Annotated in this window: 14 protein-coding genes and 1 tRNA gene; 8 read left to right on the plus strand and 7 right to left on the minus strand. The window is 67.1% G+C overall.

From position 1 onward, the window contains the following. The first annotated feature begins 47 nt into the window (after positions 1-47). From FGL98_RS12355 to FGL98_RS12365, 4 genes are all read left to right on the plus strand, one after another. A complete protein-coding gene (locus tag FGL98_RS12355; protein WP_146317076.1) occupies positions 48-230 on the plus strand; it encodes a hypothetical protein in 183 nt (60 codons plus the stop codon). Beyond that, a complete protein-coding gene (locus FGL98_RS12360) occupies positions 223-1,617 on the plus strand; it encodes an amidase (RefSeq protein WP_146317077.1) in 1,395 nt (464 codons plus the stop codon). Before FGL98_RS12355 ends, FGL98_RS12360 begins: the two co-directional genes overlap by 8 nt. A gap of 176 nt (positions 1,618-1,793) precedes the next feature. Continuing rightward, entirely contained in the window at positions 1,794-1,934 is a 141-nt protein-coding gene (locus FGL98_RS25435) for a hypothetical protein (RefSeq protein WP_186526142.1), read from the plus strand. Positions 1,935-1,945: 11 nt separating this feature from the next. Then, positions 1,946-2,188, plus strand: a complete 243-nt coding sequence (locus tag FGL98_RS12365; RefSeq protein WP_146317078.1) for a hypothetical protein — start codon at positions 1,946-1,948, stop codon at positions 2,186-2,188. Here FGL98_RS12365 and FGL98_RS12370 read toward each other — a convergent pair. Further along, complete coding sequence (locus tag FGL98_RS12370) at positions 2,173-2,334, minus strand: DUF4236 domain-containing protein (protein WP_146317079.1); 162 nt, start codon at positions 2,332-2,334, stop codon at positions 2,173-2,175. The genes FGL98_RS12365 and FGL98_RS12370 overlap by 16 nt on opposite strands. Positions 2,335-2,877: 543 nt before the next feature. Continuing rightward, positions 2,878-2,954, minus strand: a tRNA-Val gene (locus FGL98_RS12375). Positions 2,955-3,246: 292 nt separating this feature from the next. Here FGL98_RS12375 and FGL98_RS12380 point away from each other — a divergent pair. Together FGL98_RS12380 and FGL98_RS12385 are read left to right on the plus strand one after the other, a co-directional pair. Beyond that, positions 3,247-5,247 carry a C1 family peptidase gene (locus tag FGL98_RS12380; protein ID WP_186526143.1) on the plus strand — a complete coding sequence of 667 codons (2,001 nt, stop codon included), beginning with the start codon at positions 3,247-3,249 and terminating at the stop codon, positions 5,245-5,247. Beyond that, complete coding sequence (locus tag FGL98_RS12385; protein WP_146317081.1) at positions 5,244-5,531, plus strand: protease inhibitor I42 family protein; 288 nt, start codon at positions 5,244-5,246, stop codon at positions 5,529-5,531. The genes FGL98_RS12380 and FGL98_RS12385 overlap by 4 nt, the downstream gene beginning before the upstream one ends. A 19-nt stretch (positions 5,532-5,550) precedes the next feature. On the opposite strand, the gene FGL98_RS12390 is transcribed toward FGL98_RS12385, so the two are convergent. From FGL98_RS12390 to FGL98_RS12410, 5 genes are all read right to left on the minus strand, one after another. Then, positions 5,551-6,018, minus strand: coding sequence for a TIGR02611 family protein (locus FGL98_RS12390; RefSeq protein WP_146317082.1), 468 nt, complete (start codon positions 6,016-6,018; stop codon positions 5,551-5,553). Next, on the minus strand, positions 6,018-6,848 hold the full coding sequence (locus FGL98_RS12395; protein WP_146317083.1) for an aminotransferase class IV: 831 nt from the start codon (positions 6,846-6,848) through the stop codon (positions 6,018-6,020). The genes FGL98_RS12390 and FGL98_RS12395 overlap by 1 nt, the downstream gene beginning before the upstream one ends. Before the next feature lie 2 nt (positions 6,849-6,850). Further along, entirely contained in the window at positions 6,851-7,912 is a 1,062-nt protein-coding gene (locus FGL98_RS12400; protein ID WP_146317084.1) for a chorismate-binding protein, read from the minus strand. Then, positions 7,912-9,366, minus strand: coding sequence for an amidase (locus FGL98_RS12405; RefSeq protein ID WP_222432151.1), 1,455 nt, complete (start codon positions 9,364-9,366; stop codon positions 7,912-7,914). The genes FGL98_RS12400 and FGL98_RS12405 overlap by 1 nt, the downstream gene beginning before the upstream one ends. A gap of 123 nt (positions 9,367-9,489) precedes the next feature. Next, complete coding sequence (locus FGL98_RS12410) at positions 9,490-10,311, minus strand: HalD/BesD family halogenase (protein WP_146317086.1); 822 nt, start codon at positions 10,309-10,311, stop codon at positions 9,490-9,492. 127 nt (positions 10,312-10,438) lie between these two features. Between FGL98_RS12410 and FGL98_RS12415 the strand changes: the two genes are divergently transcribed. Together FGL98_RS12415 and FGL98_RS12420 are read left to right on the plus strand one after the other, a co-directional pair. Then, positions 10,439-11,371, plus strand: coding sequence for a LysR family transcriptional regulator (locus tag FGL98_RS12415; RefSeq protein WP_146317087.1), 933 nt, complete (start codon positions 10,439-10,441; stop codon positions 11,369-11,371). A gap of 191 nt (positions 11,372-11,562) precedes the next feature. After that, positions 11,563-15,249: a nitrate reductase subunit alpha gene (locus tag FGL98_RS12420; RefSeq protein WP_222432155.1), complete on the plus strand. Its 3,687-nt coding sequence runs from the start codon at positions 11,563-11,565 to the stop codon at positions 15,247-15,249. The last annotated feature ends 3 nt before the right edge of the window (positions 15,250-15,252 follow it).

Here is a 15,252-nt window from a genome sequence, read left to right on the forward strand (position 1 = left end):
CCAGGCGAGCGGTCCCGGAACCCGGGATGGATGGAAGGTGACCACGAATGCCTGAGATCGACGACTACCTGAAAGCGGCCGGATACCAGCAGATCAGCGAGGACGAACGCTCTCAGCTGATGGCCTACTGGTCAATGGTTAGCGCCCTGCGGGAAGCGGTCGATACCAGCAGTCTCGGAGCCGCCGACCCCGCCATTTCGTACACGCCGTGGAGTCCTGAGCATGCCTGACGTGCGCCGGCCCGGGAAGATCATGGATCTGGCTACCGCGCTCCGGAATGGCAGTGTCTCCTCGACGGAACTGGTCGGCAGGTCCCTGGACCTGGTGCACGAACGAAACCCGTCGCTCAACGCGTTCATCTCCGTGTACGAGGACCGCGCCCTACAAGCGGCGCAGCAGGCGGACGCACGGATCGCTGGGGGTCGAGCGAAGGGCCTGCTCGACGGAGTTCCATTGGCGGTCAAGGACAACCTGTACATGCAGGGGCTGAGAACCACAATGGGCTCACGCATCCACGGCGACTTCGTTCCGCAGTACACCGCGACCTGCGTGGAGCGACTGGAAGCATCCGGAGCGATCATCGTGGGCAAGACGAACCTGCACGAGTACGCGCTCGGGCTGACTACCGACAACCCGTACTACGGCACGTGCAAGAACCCGTGGAACCCCGAGAAAATACCCGGCGGATCCAGTGGTGGCTCGGCCGTTGCGGTGTCCACCGGCATGGTGGCCGGCGCCCTCGGCTCCGACACGTCCGGATCGATCCGGATACCGGCGGCGATGTGCGGCGTCGTAGGCCTGAAACCCACCTACGGGCTGGTCAGTCGTTACGGCTGCTTCCCCGAGGCATGGACCCTTGATCACGTGGGTCTGCTGACCGAATCCGTGGAGGACACGGCCATCCTTCTGGACGCGATCAGCGGATGGGACCCGAAGGACCGGTCATCGCTGAGACATGCGCCCACGTGCACGCATCGCCACCTGACCGAGGATCTGTCCGGGACCGTCATCGGAGTCGAGCGAGACTTCTTCTTCTCCGACGTCGACGAGAGCATCGCCGAGCGCACCCAGGATGCCCTTCATTGGCTGCAGGACAACGGCGCCACGATCAAAGATGTGCGGATACCCAGCCTGCGGGACGCGGTGTACGCCCTGACCATCATCGACACCTCTGAAACCACCACCGTGCATCAAGACAGCCTTCGCCAACGCCCTGAGGACTACGGCCCAGAAGTCCGATTCCTGCTCGAATGCGGCGCATTGCCCTCAGCGGTCGACTACTTGACCGCCCAGCAGCTTCGAGAAACGATCCGGGCCGACTTCCAGGACATGTTCCGGGGTATTGACGTTTTGCTCACCCCCACCGTCCCGATCCTCACCCCGGACATCGGACAGGAACGAACCCGGGTGGGCGGCAAGGACGTCGATGTCATCGAAAGCGCGATGAGACTCGTCGGACCCGCGAACCTCATCGGCCTTCCGTCTCTCTCGATTCCATGCGGCATGGCGCACGGCATGCCCACCGGGGTGCAGATCATCGGAGCACCGCTCGCCGAACAAACGGTGCTGAATGTGGCGCTCGCTCTGGAGTCTGCCCAACTGGACCTCAAATACTGAGGGCCACGGCGCTACTACTCCGCCCGGGTTCGTCTATGGGCTGTCCGTTGCGAAGCAACTCCGGCTCTCCTCCGTTCCTATAATGGTGCGGCCTCGGTTGAGAGCAGCGCCGCAGGGGCACGACCCGTGGTCGAGCTGCCGTTTCCGCGTCCGGTCACAGCGTCGGCGAACTACCGTTGGACGCTGACTACCTGGCACGCCTGACCCCGCTCGACACTGCCCCTACGACGCTGCGGACCTGGCCCGAGATCGTCCAGTCCGCCGCCGAGCTGTGGGCAGCGCTGCCCCACCAGGAGGGCCCCGACATCACGCAATGACCGAGGCGGGCATGTCCACACGGGCCATTGCCCGCGTCGTCGGCGTGCGCACGTCTCAGGCTGCAGCCGATGCCGAGGTGTCCAGCACTGGACATCTACACCCCACGGTCAACACTGAGACCGGCGAAGTCTCCGACGACTACGACCTCGAGCCCGACGAGGACGTCCTCACGAACCCGACCTCGTGCATGGGATCGACCCGCAGCAACTCGCGGTGCGGGTCGATCCCTTGCGGTCGTCAGCGTCGCCAGTAGATGCCCTTGCCGAGCCGGACGAAGATCTTCCCGCGCGAGTTGACGGTCACCCTGCCGTGACGCTTGGACGCGCTGACGCCGGACTTGCTGACGTTGAGCCACGAGTTCGGTGTGATCGGCTTGCGTCGCCGTATCTGGATCCCCATATCGCGATCCTACGCGCCCAGCAGCGGTGCGGACGGTGGCTATTACCCGCTCGAGGACATCGGCGGGCATCGGGCCCAGGCGCCGTTCGCCCAGGGCACCCGCCAGGTTGTTCCCGGCCTCGTGGATGGTGTCGGCCCGACCGTCACGGCAACCGATGAGGACCGTCTCGAGGCGATCCAGCTCGGTTGCGAGTGCGGAGCAGACGAGTTCCCGCTCACAGCCGCTCAGGTCGCTGCTTATGCCAAGTCCCGGCCGGTGTCGAACACTCCACGATGACCCGCGCGGCCTCGGTGGACTGCCCCGGTAGAGCGCTCGCTCACCGCGGTCGATCCTCCCGAGCGTGGACACTGGGCCGAGCTCGGGGAACTGAGGGCGGGTGTGTCCGACCGTCTCGCGCATCATGCCGAGTCTGCGGCCGGCTGCGGTGGTGTCTGGTGTGGTGGGGGCTCACGACTGGCCCCTTGTGGTGCCTCGGCGGCGCACGAGCCCTAACGAAAAGGCCTCTGCCTAACGTTTCCGCTGGTAATCAGAGGCTTATCAAGTGGTGGACGTAAAGGGACTCGAACCCCTGACCTCTCGCGTGTGAAGCGAACGCTCTAACCAACTGAGCTATACGTCCAGGAGCACCGCGCGCTGCGTGGTGCCGCGGGCGAAACCTTATCCTGCCGGACCGGGCGACCGCTAATCGGGTCGGCCGCGACTCTGTCGGCGGCCACGATGCAGCCAGGTCAGGTTGCCGCTGAAGGACGCCAGGGAGGGAGTCGAGACATCTGATTCCTGTTGTGAAGTTGCCCGCAACAACTGCAGTTTGTCGTATCAGCGGGGTACGACCGGGTTCATACCGACTATCACGTGGCGACAGCGGACAGTCCGTTCACACGCGCCGCGTCATCCACAAGGGGGAGACCATGATGAAACACGCCGACATTGTCCGGGCCGTGCGGGCGGCAGAGACCACCTGGCATCCGTCCGAAAGCTCGTCGAACCACCTCACGGCGGCCGCGCTGCGTCTGCGCTGCGGCAACGTAGCAGCGGCAACGCCGGCGCCTCGCGAACCACGGCAGCCGCTGGATGTTGCCGAGGTGAACCACCGATACGCCGCACTGACCGACGGCGGCGCGTATGCAACGCAGCTGCGTGGCCGGGGCCCCGTCGCTCTACCTCCGCGGCCGATTTCTCTTCCACCTCGGCCGATCCCCCCTCACCCGCCCACACCCACACCCCCGCCGCTGCCCACGCCCGCGCCCTCTCGACCGGGCATCGTCGACTGGCGCACCCAACAGGGACGCAGCGTGATCACGCCAGTGAAGGATCAGGGCGGCTGCGGATCATGCGTAGCGTTCGCAGTCACCGCGCTCGTCGAGTCCCGCGTGCGAATCGAGCACGGGCTGACGGTCGACCTGTCTGAGGCGGATCTCTTCTATGGGTCCGGATGCAAATGCGCCGTCGGGTGGAATCCCGTGGGTGCGATCAGCCACGTGAAGTCGGCGGGCGAACCACTAGAGCACGAGTTCCCTTACGTCGACGTCGACACGGCATATCGGGCTCTTCCGGCCCGCGGCGGCATGCTCGTGCGGCCCACCAGCGACGACTCGTGCACGTCCGTCGATGACCGCAAGAACTATCTCGCACATGTCGGGCCAATGGTTGGCTGCTTCGACGTATACGAGGACTTCGGCACCTACGGTGGCGGGGTCTATCGGCACTTGGTCGGAGAAAGGGTGGGCAGCCACTGCATCCAGATCATCGGGTATGACGACACGCAGAGCTGCTGGATCTGCAAGAACTCCTGGGGCACCGGTTGGGGTGAGTCCGGATTCTTCCGGATCGCATACGGCCAGTGTGGGATCGATGACACTGGCTCGATCCTCGGTATTGGTTCGAGTCCGTTCTACGGCGTGGGCGGCACCCAGCTCGGGCCGGATTACACACCACATGACTTCATCGGCACGTTCGACGGAAGCGGGCATGACAAGATCCTGCGCTATCTGCCGGCGGAGAAGGAGTGGAGCCTCATTGACGCGGACCACCACCTGAGCACATCCCCTTCAGGCAGCACCAGCAACTTCGGCCAGGTGGGCGATGGTCGCCCGTTCTGGACCGGCGACTTCACCGGCAGCGGAAACACCGAGCTCACCTTCTACACGCCTTCTGACGGCAACTGGTGGCTCGGGAGGAATATCGGCGGCCAGCTCAGTTGGAGCCTCGCCGGCAACACGCTCGGCCACGGGGCGGGGGCGAACAACTTCGGGCAGGTCGCCGACGGCCGCCCGTTCTGGACCGGTGACTTCACCGGCAGCGGAAACACCGAGATCACCTTCTACACCCCTGCCGACGGCAACTGGTGGCTCGGCCAGTTCAGCACCACCGGCACCTTGACCTGGAGCCTGGCCGGCAACACCAACGGGTTCGGGCAGGTCGCCGACGGCCGCCCGTTCTGGACCGGTGACTTCACCGGCGACAAGCACCTGGACATCCTGTTCTACTACCCAGGTGACCACAACTGGTGGCTCGGCCAGTTCAGCACCACCGGCACGCTGACCTGGAGCCTGGCCGGCAACACCAACGGGTTCGGGCAGGTCGCCGACGGCCGCCCGTTCTGGACCGGTGACTTCACCGGCGACAAGCACCAGGACATCCTGTTCTACTACCCAGGTGACCACAACTGGTGGCTCGGCCAGTTCAGCACCACCGGCACCTTGACCTGGAGCCTGGCCGGCAACACCAACGGGTTCGGGCAGGTCGCCGACGGCCGCCCCTTCTGGGTGGGAGACTTCACCGGAAACGGCCGAAAGGATGTCATGTTCTTCTACCCCGGCGACGCGAACTGGTGGCTCGGCGAGTTCGGCGCGACAGGTGCACTGACCTGGTCGAACATCGGCAACACCCTGATCGCGCCGGCGCTTGCATGAGCGCGCTGATTGAGGTCCGGGTCGGGGAGTCGTTCGCGCTCCCCGACCTGGCCGAGGCCGGCGGCACGGGCTACCTGTGGTCCATCCCGCAGGTGCCGGAGGCGATCCGCATCGTCTCCAGCGAGCACCACCAGTCCGAGCACGCGCCGGCCGGCGCGTCCGGTGTCCGTCGCTTCGTCCTTCAACCCATGGTGTCAGGCACCCACAACGTCGTAGCCGAGTTGCGTCGACCGTGGGGGTCAGAGGCTCGCGACAGACTCACCTTCGAGATCCACGTGGTCTGAACTACGGCACGGAACTCAGTCACCCCAGCCCGGGCATGTGGCCCAGCAGGTCGGTTGCCCAGCCCGGGAAGAACGACGGCACACCGCCGATCGCAAACAGCCCCCAAAAGACCAGCAGCACCAGCACCACGATGCCGAGGGTCACCAGGCCCTGCATCCACCACGGCTGCCGCTGCATCCACCGCCCCCACGCGGCCACCTTCTGCTGGGCGAACCGCAGCAGCCGCTTCGCCCAGGCGAACTCCGTGGCCCAGACGCCGATGCCGGCAAAGATGATCACCCACCCCGGGCCGGGCAGCGGCAGCAGGATGATCCCGCCGACAACAATCGCGGCACCGACAACGGCAATGCCACAGCGGTATGCCGTGTTGACCAGCGGATTTGCGCGGATTCGTCGACGCCACGCGAATCGCTCGGCCGGCGCGTCCCCCTCCGCGGTGGGATCGGCCGGCCGCACGGTCTGCTGAGGCGAGCGATTGCCCGACATTACATATCCAACGAGGCCGCGGTCCTCGCAAACGCCTTCGCGGCGGCTGCAGTCACCGGACCGGGCGCGGCCACCTCGTGGTCCCCGACAGCGTGCACCGCCTGGACATCCCGCGTCGAGGAGGTGATGAAGACCTCTTCGGCAGTGTTCAGCACGTCCAGCGGCAGCGTCACCTCACGGATCGGAATGCCCGCCTGCGCGCACGCCTCGAGCACGACGCCGCGGGTGATCCCCGGGAGCAGCCCCGACTCGACCGGCGGTGTCAGGATCTCGCCGTCGACGACCACGAAGATGTTGCTTCCGGTGCCCTCGCACAGCTCACCGCGGGTGTTGGCGAGGATCGCCTCGGACGCACCCTTGGCCTTGGCGGCTGCGAGGGCGACGACGTTCTCCGCATACGACGTGGTCTTGAGCCCGACGACCGCGCTGCGCTCGTTGCGGGTCCACGGCACGACCGCGATCTTGGTGCTGCCCGCCGGGCGGGCCTGCGGGCCGGCCGTGACGATGTAGGTCAGCGGCACGTCCAGTCGGTCGGAGCCGAGCGGCCCCGCTCCCCCGGTCACGCTGTAGCGCAGCCGGCCGAACTCCAGTGGCTCCGACAGCACAGCCGCGATCCCGTCCGCAAGCACCGACCGGTCGGCTGCGGGCAGGCCGAGCCCCTTCAACGACCGGTCGAGCCGGGCGTGGTGCCGCTCCAGCGCAAAGACCTTGGTGTCCTCCACCTTGCAGGTCTCGAAGACACCGTCGCCCACGGTCACCCCGTGGTCGAGCGCGCTGATGCTCGGCTTGCCGTCGACCCGCTCGCCGTCGACCCACACCCGAATGTCCATGCTCACTTCTCCTGCCCACCGATGGCTAGCTCCGCCAGCGCGACCAGGCGGCGCGCCTTCAGCACAGTCTCGCACCACTCCCCCTCGGGGTCCGAACCCCACGTAATGCCAGCACCGGTGCCGAACCGCAGCACCCGCCTGTCTCCATCGTCCCGCGCCGCCCAGAACGTCCGTATGCCGACCGCCAGGCGAGCCGTGCGTGTCTCGTTGTCGACGTACCCGATCGCACCGCAGTAGGGCCCACGCGGCACCGGTTCGAGTCGACGAATGGCCTTCAGCGCCGACGACTTCGGCGCGCCGGACACGGACCCAGGCGGAAATGCGGCGGCAAGAATCTCGCTCCACCGCGCCCCGGGACGCAGCCGAGACGAGACGGTCGACACCAGGTGGGTGGATCCCGGATAGGCCTCCGGCACGCACAATCCGTCGACGGCGACAGTCCCCGGCACGCTGACCGACGACAGGTCGTTACGGACCAGATCGGTGATCATGACGTTCTCGGTGTGGTCCTTGGGCAGCATCCGCCCACCGGCCGGCGCCGTGCCCTTGATCGGGCTCGAGGTCAGTCGATCGCCGCCCCGCGCAAGATAGAGCTCGGGCGAGGCGCACACCACGTCCAGGCCGGCCTCCGGGATGTCGATCCGCGCGGCATACCTCGCCGGATTGTGTTCTGCCAGAGTCAGGGCCAGTCGGTCCAGGTTCGCGCCCTCCGCGATCTCGCGCTCCATCACCCGGCAGAGATTGACCTGATAAACCTCACCGCGCCGGATCAGCGCGCGGATCTGCTCCACCCCGTCGCGGTATTCTGTGCGCCCCAGCGAGGTGCGCCACCGTGTCAGGTCGGCGTCCGGCGGGGTTGTGACCGGAGCGGACGGCACGTCGTCGACGTGCAGGCTGCGCTCGATCTCTGCCATCCGGACTGCGGTCAGGTGCCCCTCGAAGGTCAGCACGACCACCCATACGCCCGGTTCGTCGAGACTCTGCAGGTCGTGGCGGATCTCGGCGACACCGTCCGCGCGCAGCCCGCGAAAGCTTGCGGTGCCGCGAGCGAGGGAGACCGTCATCACCCCAGAGGCGGGCGGCGGCGGACCCACTGGGTGGCCTGCTCGTAGGCGTACGCGATCTGCAGGACAGCATGGTCCGCATGCCGCCCACCGATGATCTGGATCCCGGTTGGCAGACCGGCTGCGTTGAACCCGGCCGGCATTGCTGCGACGGGGTGGCCGGTCATCGTCCACGGCGCCACCGTCTCCATCCACCGGTGGTAGGTGTCCATCGGTCGGCCGTCGATGGCCGTCGGCCAGTGCACCGTCTTGTCGAACGGAAACACCTGAGCGCTCGGCGCAATCACCACGTCATACGTGCTGAAGAGGTCGGCGGCAACGGCGTACCATTCGGCGCGCTCCTGCGCCGCACGGGTGATGTCGCGCGCGGACAACCGCAGGCCACGCTCGAGCTCCCACACCAGTTCCGGTTTCATCAGGGCACGCACGTCCGGGTCGTCGTAGAGATCGGCCAGCCACAGGTTGCCCCAGGATCGCCAGGTCAGGTAGAGGTCCCAGATCCGCGCGGGGTCGAACCGCGGAAGCACTGCGTCGACCCGGCAGCCAAGGCCCCGCAGCGTGCCCAACGCGTCCTCGCACAGCGACAGGATGCCCGGCTCGGTCGCCAGATAGCCGTCCCAGTCGCCAACCCAGGCAACGGTGGTCCCGCTGATGTCCCGGTCCAGGTCTTGCGACAGGCCCTTCGGGTCGTCGTCGATGCCCAGCGCGGACGCCCGGTCCGGCCCGGCCATCGTCGACAACAGACGCGCCACGTCCGTCACGGTGCGGCCCATCGCACCACTGACACCGCCGTAGGCGATGAACCCGGGCTCGGGGATCCTCCCCCAGGACGGGCGGAAACCGATGGTGTTGGTGAAAGCAGGCGGATTCCGCAGCGAGCCCATGTGGTCCGACCCGTCGGCCACCGGCAGCATCCTCGCCGCGACTGCCGCCGCGCCGCCACCACTGCTGCCGCCCGCAGTGCGGGACACGTCATACGGTGTGGCTGTCGCGCCCCAGACCGGGTTGTAGGTCTGCGAACCCAGGCCGAACTCGGGGGTGTTCGTCTTGCCGATGATGATCGCGCCGGCCTCGCGGATCCGGCGCACCACCAGGTCGTCGGTGTCGGCGACTCGGTCGGCGTAGATCGGCGAACCGCAGGTGTGCGGAAGGCCCCTGGCTGCGGCAAGGTCCTTGATCGCATGCGGCAGCCCGTGCATCCACCCGCGACTGTGCCCCGCGGCGAACTCGGCGTCGCACTGGCGAGCCTCGGCCAGCACCTCGCCGCGATCCCGTAGGCCGATGATCGCGTTCAAGGTCGGGTTGTGCCGGTCGATCTGGTCGAGGTGGGCCTCCATCACCTCCACGCACGACACCTGCCGGCGCGCAATCATTGCCGACAGCTCGGAGGCGGTGCACTGCACCAGTGCGTCGCCGCCGGCAGGTGCTCCCAAGGACTGCGGTGAGGTCGTCACACCGGCGATCATCCCACCTCAAGCGGCTGTCGGCGCGGGGGTGGCCGCCACCGCGAACGCAACCGTCCTGCCCGCCCCTGACCGGGCAGGACGAGCGGCCCCGCGAGCGCGACGGTCCGAGGGTCAGCTGGAGGTGCGGCCGTAGAAGAGCTCGGACGTGAGGTCGTTCAGGCGCATGTCCGGCCGCTCGCCGTAGGTGAGCACCGAGTTGATCCGCGGCGTCTCACCCTTGACGGGCGTCACCGTGTGCAGTGCGTGCTCGCCCCGGAAGAACGCCAGCGTGCCGGGAGCTGCTGGCAGCACACGGAGACGGCTCGTGTCGCCCCGCAGCACCTGCTCGACCTCGTCGTAGTGCTCCTGCTCCTGCGACCGCAGTCCCGGCGCGTAGAGGAACTCGCCGCCCTCGTCAGCGGGCTGATACATCACCGTCATCGAGAACTCGCTGCGGTCGAAGTGCCAGCCGAGCTCGTCACCGGGCTTGAAGGTCGTGATCTGCAGCGCGTCCAGCGGGTCCGCGCTGCGGTAGAGCACCGGCTTCTCCAACACTGTGGCGATGAACGCCGTCAGGTCATCGGACTCGTAGAGACGGCGCAGGGGGGCGTCGCCGGGGATGTGGTCGTAGGCGATGCCGTGCTTGGCCGACCGCACCTGGTGGGCGCGCGGGTGGCTGGTCGGCACGGTCTCGTCGGCGGGCTCGAAGTAGATGGTGTGCGTCCGGTCCGAGCTCCACGCCTTGTCGGCAAGCTCGCCGGCGACCCGCACCATCCGCGCAACGGCATCCCGCGTGATGAAGCCCTCCAGGTTGCAGACTCCGGTCTCGGCCAGCTCGGCCTGGCACTCCTGGACGAGCCGCCGCCCACGCTCGCTCGCGAGGTCATGGATCGGGTAACGGTCGAGGTCGACGACGTCGGCATATGTCGGTGCACTCATGGTGGTCTGGGACATCGTCGGGCTCCTCGCCGCTGAACGTGCACCCCGGAGAGTGCCTGTGTGTGATTCATCCTCGCCCGGCGGAAGAATTAGGGCCAGTCAGTCTCTTGATTATGCTCATAAGGAAACGTAATGATCAGGTATGGCCAACCCGTACGACTCCATCGAGCTGCGCCACCTGGTCGCGCTCTCCGCGATTGCCCAGACCGGGTCCTTCTCCCGTGCCGCCGAGCAGCTGGGCTATACCCAGTCGGCCGTCAGCCAGCAGATTGCCCGGCTCGAACGCCATCTCGGGCAGCGGCTGGTCGAACGCCGTGGCGGTCCGCGTGCCATCGCGTTGACGGCCGCCGGTCAGGTGCTCGTCAGACATGCGGATGCCGTCGTGGCCCGGCTGGCGAGCGCCCGCGCCGACCTGCGTGCGCTCGCCAGTGGCACTGCCGGAACCCTTCGGGTGGGCTGCTATCAAAGCGTGGGAGCCCGCCTCCTGCCACGCATCCTGCGCGAGTTCGTCGCCACCTGGCCTCAGGTCGAGGTCGAGCTGCACGAGCATGAGGACGACGCCGAGCTGCTCGCCATGGTCGAGCACGGCGAGCTCGATCTCACCTTCGTCGCACTGCCCATGATGCCCGGGCCATTCGCGCATCGCGAGCTGCTCGAAGATCCCTACGTCGCAGTGGTCCCACGGGAGAGCCCCCTCGGCGCCGACGGTCGCGCCGTGCCCACGTCCGCGCTCGAGGGTATACCGCTGGTGACCTATGGCCGGATGCGAGACGTTCACGCGATTGAGCATCGTCTCGGTCGCCCAGCACTCGCAGCTCAGATCCTCTTCCGTTCCAACGACAACGGGACGATCATTGGACTTGTTGCCGAGGGCGTCGGCACCGCAGTGGTGTCGTGGCTGTCGGTCGATCCGGCACGCGACGACGTCCGGACCGTGCTCATCGACGGCATCCCACCACGCATCGTGGGCATCGCGTGGCACCGCGACCGCTACCACCTGCCCGCTGCAGAGTCATTCATCCGGGTCGCGCAGCAGGTGGCGTATGCCGTGCAAGGCGCTGCGCCCGTGCAGTGACCCACCTGCGTGGTTCCTGAAGTATCGCGGAAGATCAACGGTTCTAGCACAATTCGGCCACTCCAAGGGCTACCGTCTACCTATCGAGCACACAGTGGCGTGTAGCGGCCGATGGAGGCGCAGGGATGACGCAGGAACCCGATGCGGTCAGATCGAGCGAAGAACGGCCACGCGCCCATCGGGCACCTGACATGGATCCGCTGGCACCGCTGCTGCCGATGGGCGAGCCGGTCGAGCAGCTCCTGCGCAAGGCTCAGTTCTTTGTGCCGGGCACACCGAGCGCCGACTACCGCGAGGTGCACAAGAAGGGCGGGCGGCAGGCCGAGGAGTTCTACCACGACCGGTGGCGGCACGACAAGGAGGTCCGCTCGACACACGGCGTCAACTGCACCGGGTCGTGCTCCTGGAAGGTCTACGTGAAGGACGGGATCATCACCTGGGAGACCCAGCAGACCGACTACCCGTCCGTCGGGCCGGACAGCCCCGAATACGAACCCCGCGGCTGCCCCCGGGGCGCCTCCTTCTCCTGGTACACCTACTCCCCATCACGCGTTCGCTACCCCTACGTGCGGGCACCTCTGCTCGAGATGTGGCGCATCGCCCGAGACAGTGCCAAGGATCCCGTGGAGGCCTGGGCGCAGATCATGGCCGACCCGCAGAAGGTCGCGCGATACAAGGACGCCCGGGGCAAGGGTGGGCTGGTCCGATCCACCTGGGCAGAGGTCACCGAGCTGATCGCCGCCGCGCACGTGCACACGATCAAGCACTACGGGCCGGACCGGGTCGTAGGCTTCTCCCCCATCCCGGCCATGTCGCAGGTGTCCTACTCGGCGGGCACCCGTTTCCTGTCGATGATCGGCGGCACCATCCTGTCGTTCTACGACTGGTATGCCGACCTGCCGATCGCCTCGCCCCAGGTCTTCGGCGACCAGACCGACGTCCCCGAGTCCGGCGACTGGTGGAACGCCGCCTACCTCATCCTCTGGGGCACCAATCTGCCCATCACCCGCACCCCCGACGCGCACTTCATGACCGAGGCCCGCTACAAGGGGCAGAAGGTCGTGGTGGTCAGCCCCGACTACTCGGACCACACCAAGTTCGCGGACGACTGGCTGCCCGCCGCGCCCGGCACCGACGGGGCGCTCGGCATGGCAATGGGTCACGTGATTCTGACCGAGTTCTTCCGGGACCGGCAGGTGCCCTACTTCACCGACTACGTGAAGTCCTACACCGATCTACCCTTCCTGGTCAGCCTCCGCGAACGCGACGACGCCTACGTCCCGGACCGGTTCGTGACTGCGGCCGACCTTGGAGACACCAGCGAGCACGCACAGCACAAGACCGTTCTCATGGACGCGGCGTCCGGCGAGCTGCGGGTGCCCAACGGCTCACTCGGCTACCACTTCGGCGAGGCCGGGCGCGGCAAGTGGAACCTCGACCTGGAGGACATCGACCCGCTGCTCACCCTGCTGGGCCGCCACACCGATGCCGTGCCGGTTGACCTGGCACGCTTCGATGTCGGCGCCACCGAGGGCGGTGACATCGTCCGGCGCGGGGTTCCCGCCGTGCGGGTCGGCGACCGGCTGGTGACCACCGTCTTCGACCTGCTCATGGCGCAGTATGCCGTGAGCCGCGACGGCCTTCCCGGCACCTGGCCGACCGGCTACGACGACCCCTCGGCCTACACGCCTGCGTGGCAGGAGGCGATCACCTCCGTCCCGGCGAAGACCGCCGCACGTGTCGCCCGCGAGTTCGCCCGCAATGCAGAGCTGTCCAAGGGCCGTTCGATGATCGCGATGGGCGGCGGCACCAACCACTGGTTCCACTCCGACCAGATCTACCGCACCTTCTTCACCCTGACGATGCTCTGCGGCTGCCAGGGGGTCAACGGCGGCGGATGGGCGCATTATGTGGGCCAGGAGAAGGTCCGGCCGCTGACCGGGTTCCAGCAGGTCGCCTTCGGGTTCGACTGGCAGCGCCCGACCAGACACATGACCGGCACCTCCTTCTTCTACCTGCACTCCGACCAGTGGCGCTACGAGCGGTTCGACGCGGGCGAGCTGGCCAGCCCGCTGGGCAACGGCACCTTCAAGAGGCACAGCTTCGCGGACTGCATCGCGAAGGCCAGCCGGATGGGTTGGACGCCGTCCTTCCCGACGTTCGACCGCAACCCGCTCGATCTGGCCGACGAGGCGGCTGCCGCGGGGCGGCCCGTCGGCGACCACATCGTCGACGAGCTGAAGGCGGAGCGCCTGCACTTCGCCGGTGAGGACCCCGACGCGCCGGAGAACTTCCCTCGCGTGATGACCGTCTGGCGCGCCAACCTGCTTGGATCCTCCGGTAAGGGCATGGAGTACTTCATGCGACATCTCCTGGGGGTGGACGATGCGGTGCGTGCGCAGGAGTCCCCGCCACACATGCGGCCGCAGGAGGTGCGTTGGCGCGACGAGGCGCCGCGCGCCAAGATCGACCTGGTCACCACGATCGACTTCCGGATGACGAGCACGTGCAGCTATTCCGACATCGTCCTGCCGGCCGCCACGTGGTATGAGAAGCACGACATCTCCACCACCGACATGCATCCGTTCGTGCACTCCTTCAACCCGGCGATCGCTCCGCCGTGGGAGACCCGCACCGACTTCGAGGCATTCAGATCCATCGGCGAGGCGTTCTCCCGACTGGCGGCCGATCACCTGGGCACCCGCACGGACGTCATACCCATGCCGCTGCTGCACGACAGCCCCGACGAGATGGCGCAGCCCGGCGGGCTCGCACTGGACTGGGCTGCCGGAGAGTGCGATCCGGTGCCCGGCGTCACCATGCCGAAGTTCGTCACCGTCGAGCGCGACTACTCGCAGGTCGCCGCCAAAATGGCGGCCCTCGGACCTTTGGTGGAGACCCTTGGCACGCCGCAGAAGGGGATCATCTGGAAGCCGGTCGAGGCGGTCAACCTGCTGAAGCGAGTGAACGGCACGGTGCGCGGCGGAGTCGCGGACGGCCGACCGAAGCTCGTGCGGGACATACACCTGGCCGAGGCGATCCTCGCGCTGTCCGGCACGACGAACGGCCAGGTCGCGGTGCAGGCCTGGAAGGCCCAGGAGGTGCAGACCGGGCAGAAGCTGTCCGACCTCGCCGAGGATCGCGCCGACGAGCGAATCAGCTTCGCCGACACGCAGGTCCAGCCGCGCGCAGTCATCACCTCACCCGAGTGGTCCGGCAGCGAGACGGGCGGGCGGCGTTACTCCCCCTTCGTCGTCAACGTCGAGCGCAAGAAGCCCTGGCACACTCTCACCGGTCGCATGCACTTCTTCCTCGACCACGACTGGATTCAGGAGTACGGCGAGTCGCTGCCGACCTACCGGCCACCACTGGACTACGTGCGGCACTTCGGCGAGCAGGGGCTGCGTGAGGACGGCCGGCCCGAGGTCACCGTGCGCTATCTGACTCCGCACTCCAAGTGGTCCATCCACAGCGAGTATCAGGACAACCTGCACATGCTGCGACTGTTCCGCGGCGGACCGGTCATCTGGATGAGCCCGGACGATGCCGAGAAGATCGGCGTGCACGACAACGACTGGATCGAGGCGTTCAACCGCAATGGTGTCGTGGCCTGCCGAGCCGTGGTGACCCACCGGATGCCGAAGGGGACCGTCTTCATGTATCACGCGAAGGACCGACATCTGATGGTGCCGAAGTCCGAGATCTCCGGCTGGCACGGCGGCGGGGACAACTCCCTGACCAGACTGGTCATCAAACCTACCCATCTCATCGGCGGATACGCCCAGCTGTCGGCGGGTTTCAACTACTACGGACCCACCGGCAACCAGCGCGACGAGATCACGGTCATCCGCCGCCGCTCCCAGGAGGTCGAATTCTAAATG

This window comes from Leekyejoonella antrihumi, from assembly GCF_007845645.1.
GTDB lineage: Bacteria > Actinomycetota > Actinomycetes > Actinomycetales > Dermatophilaceae > Leekyejoonella > Leekyejoonella antrihumi.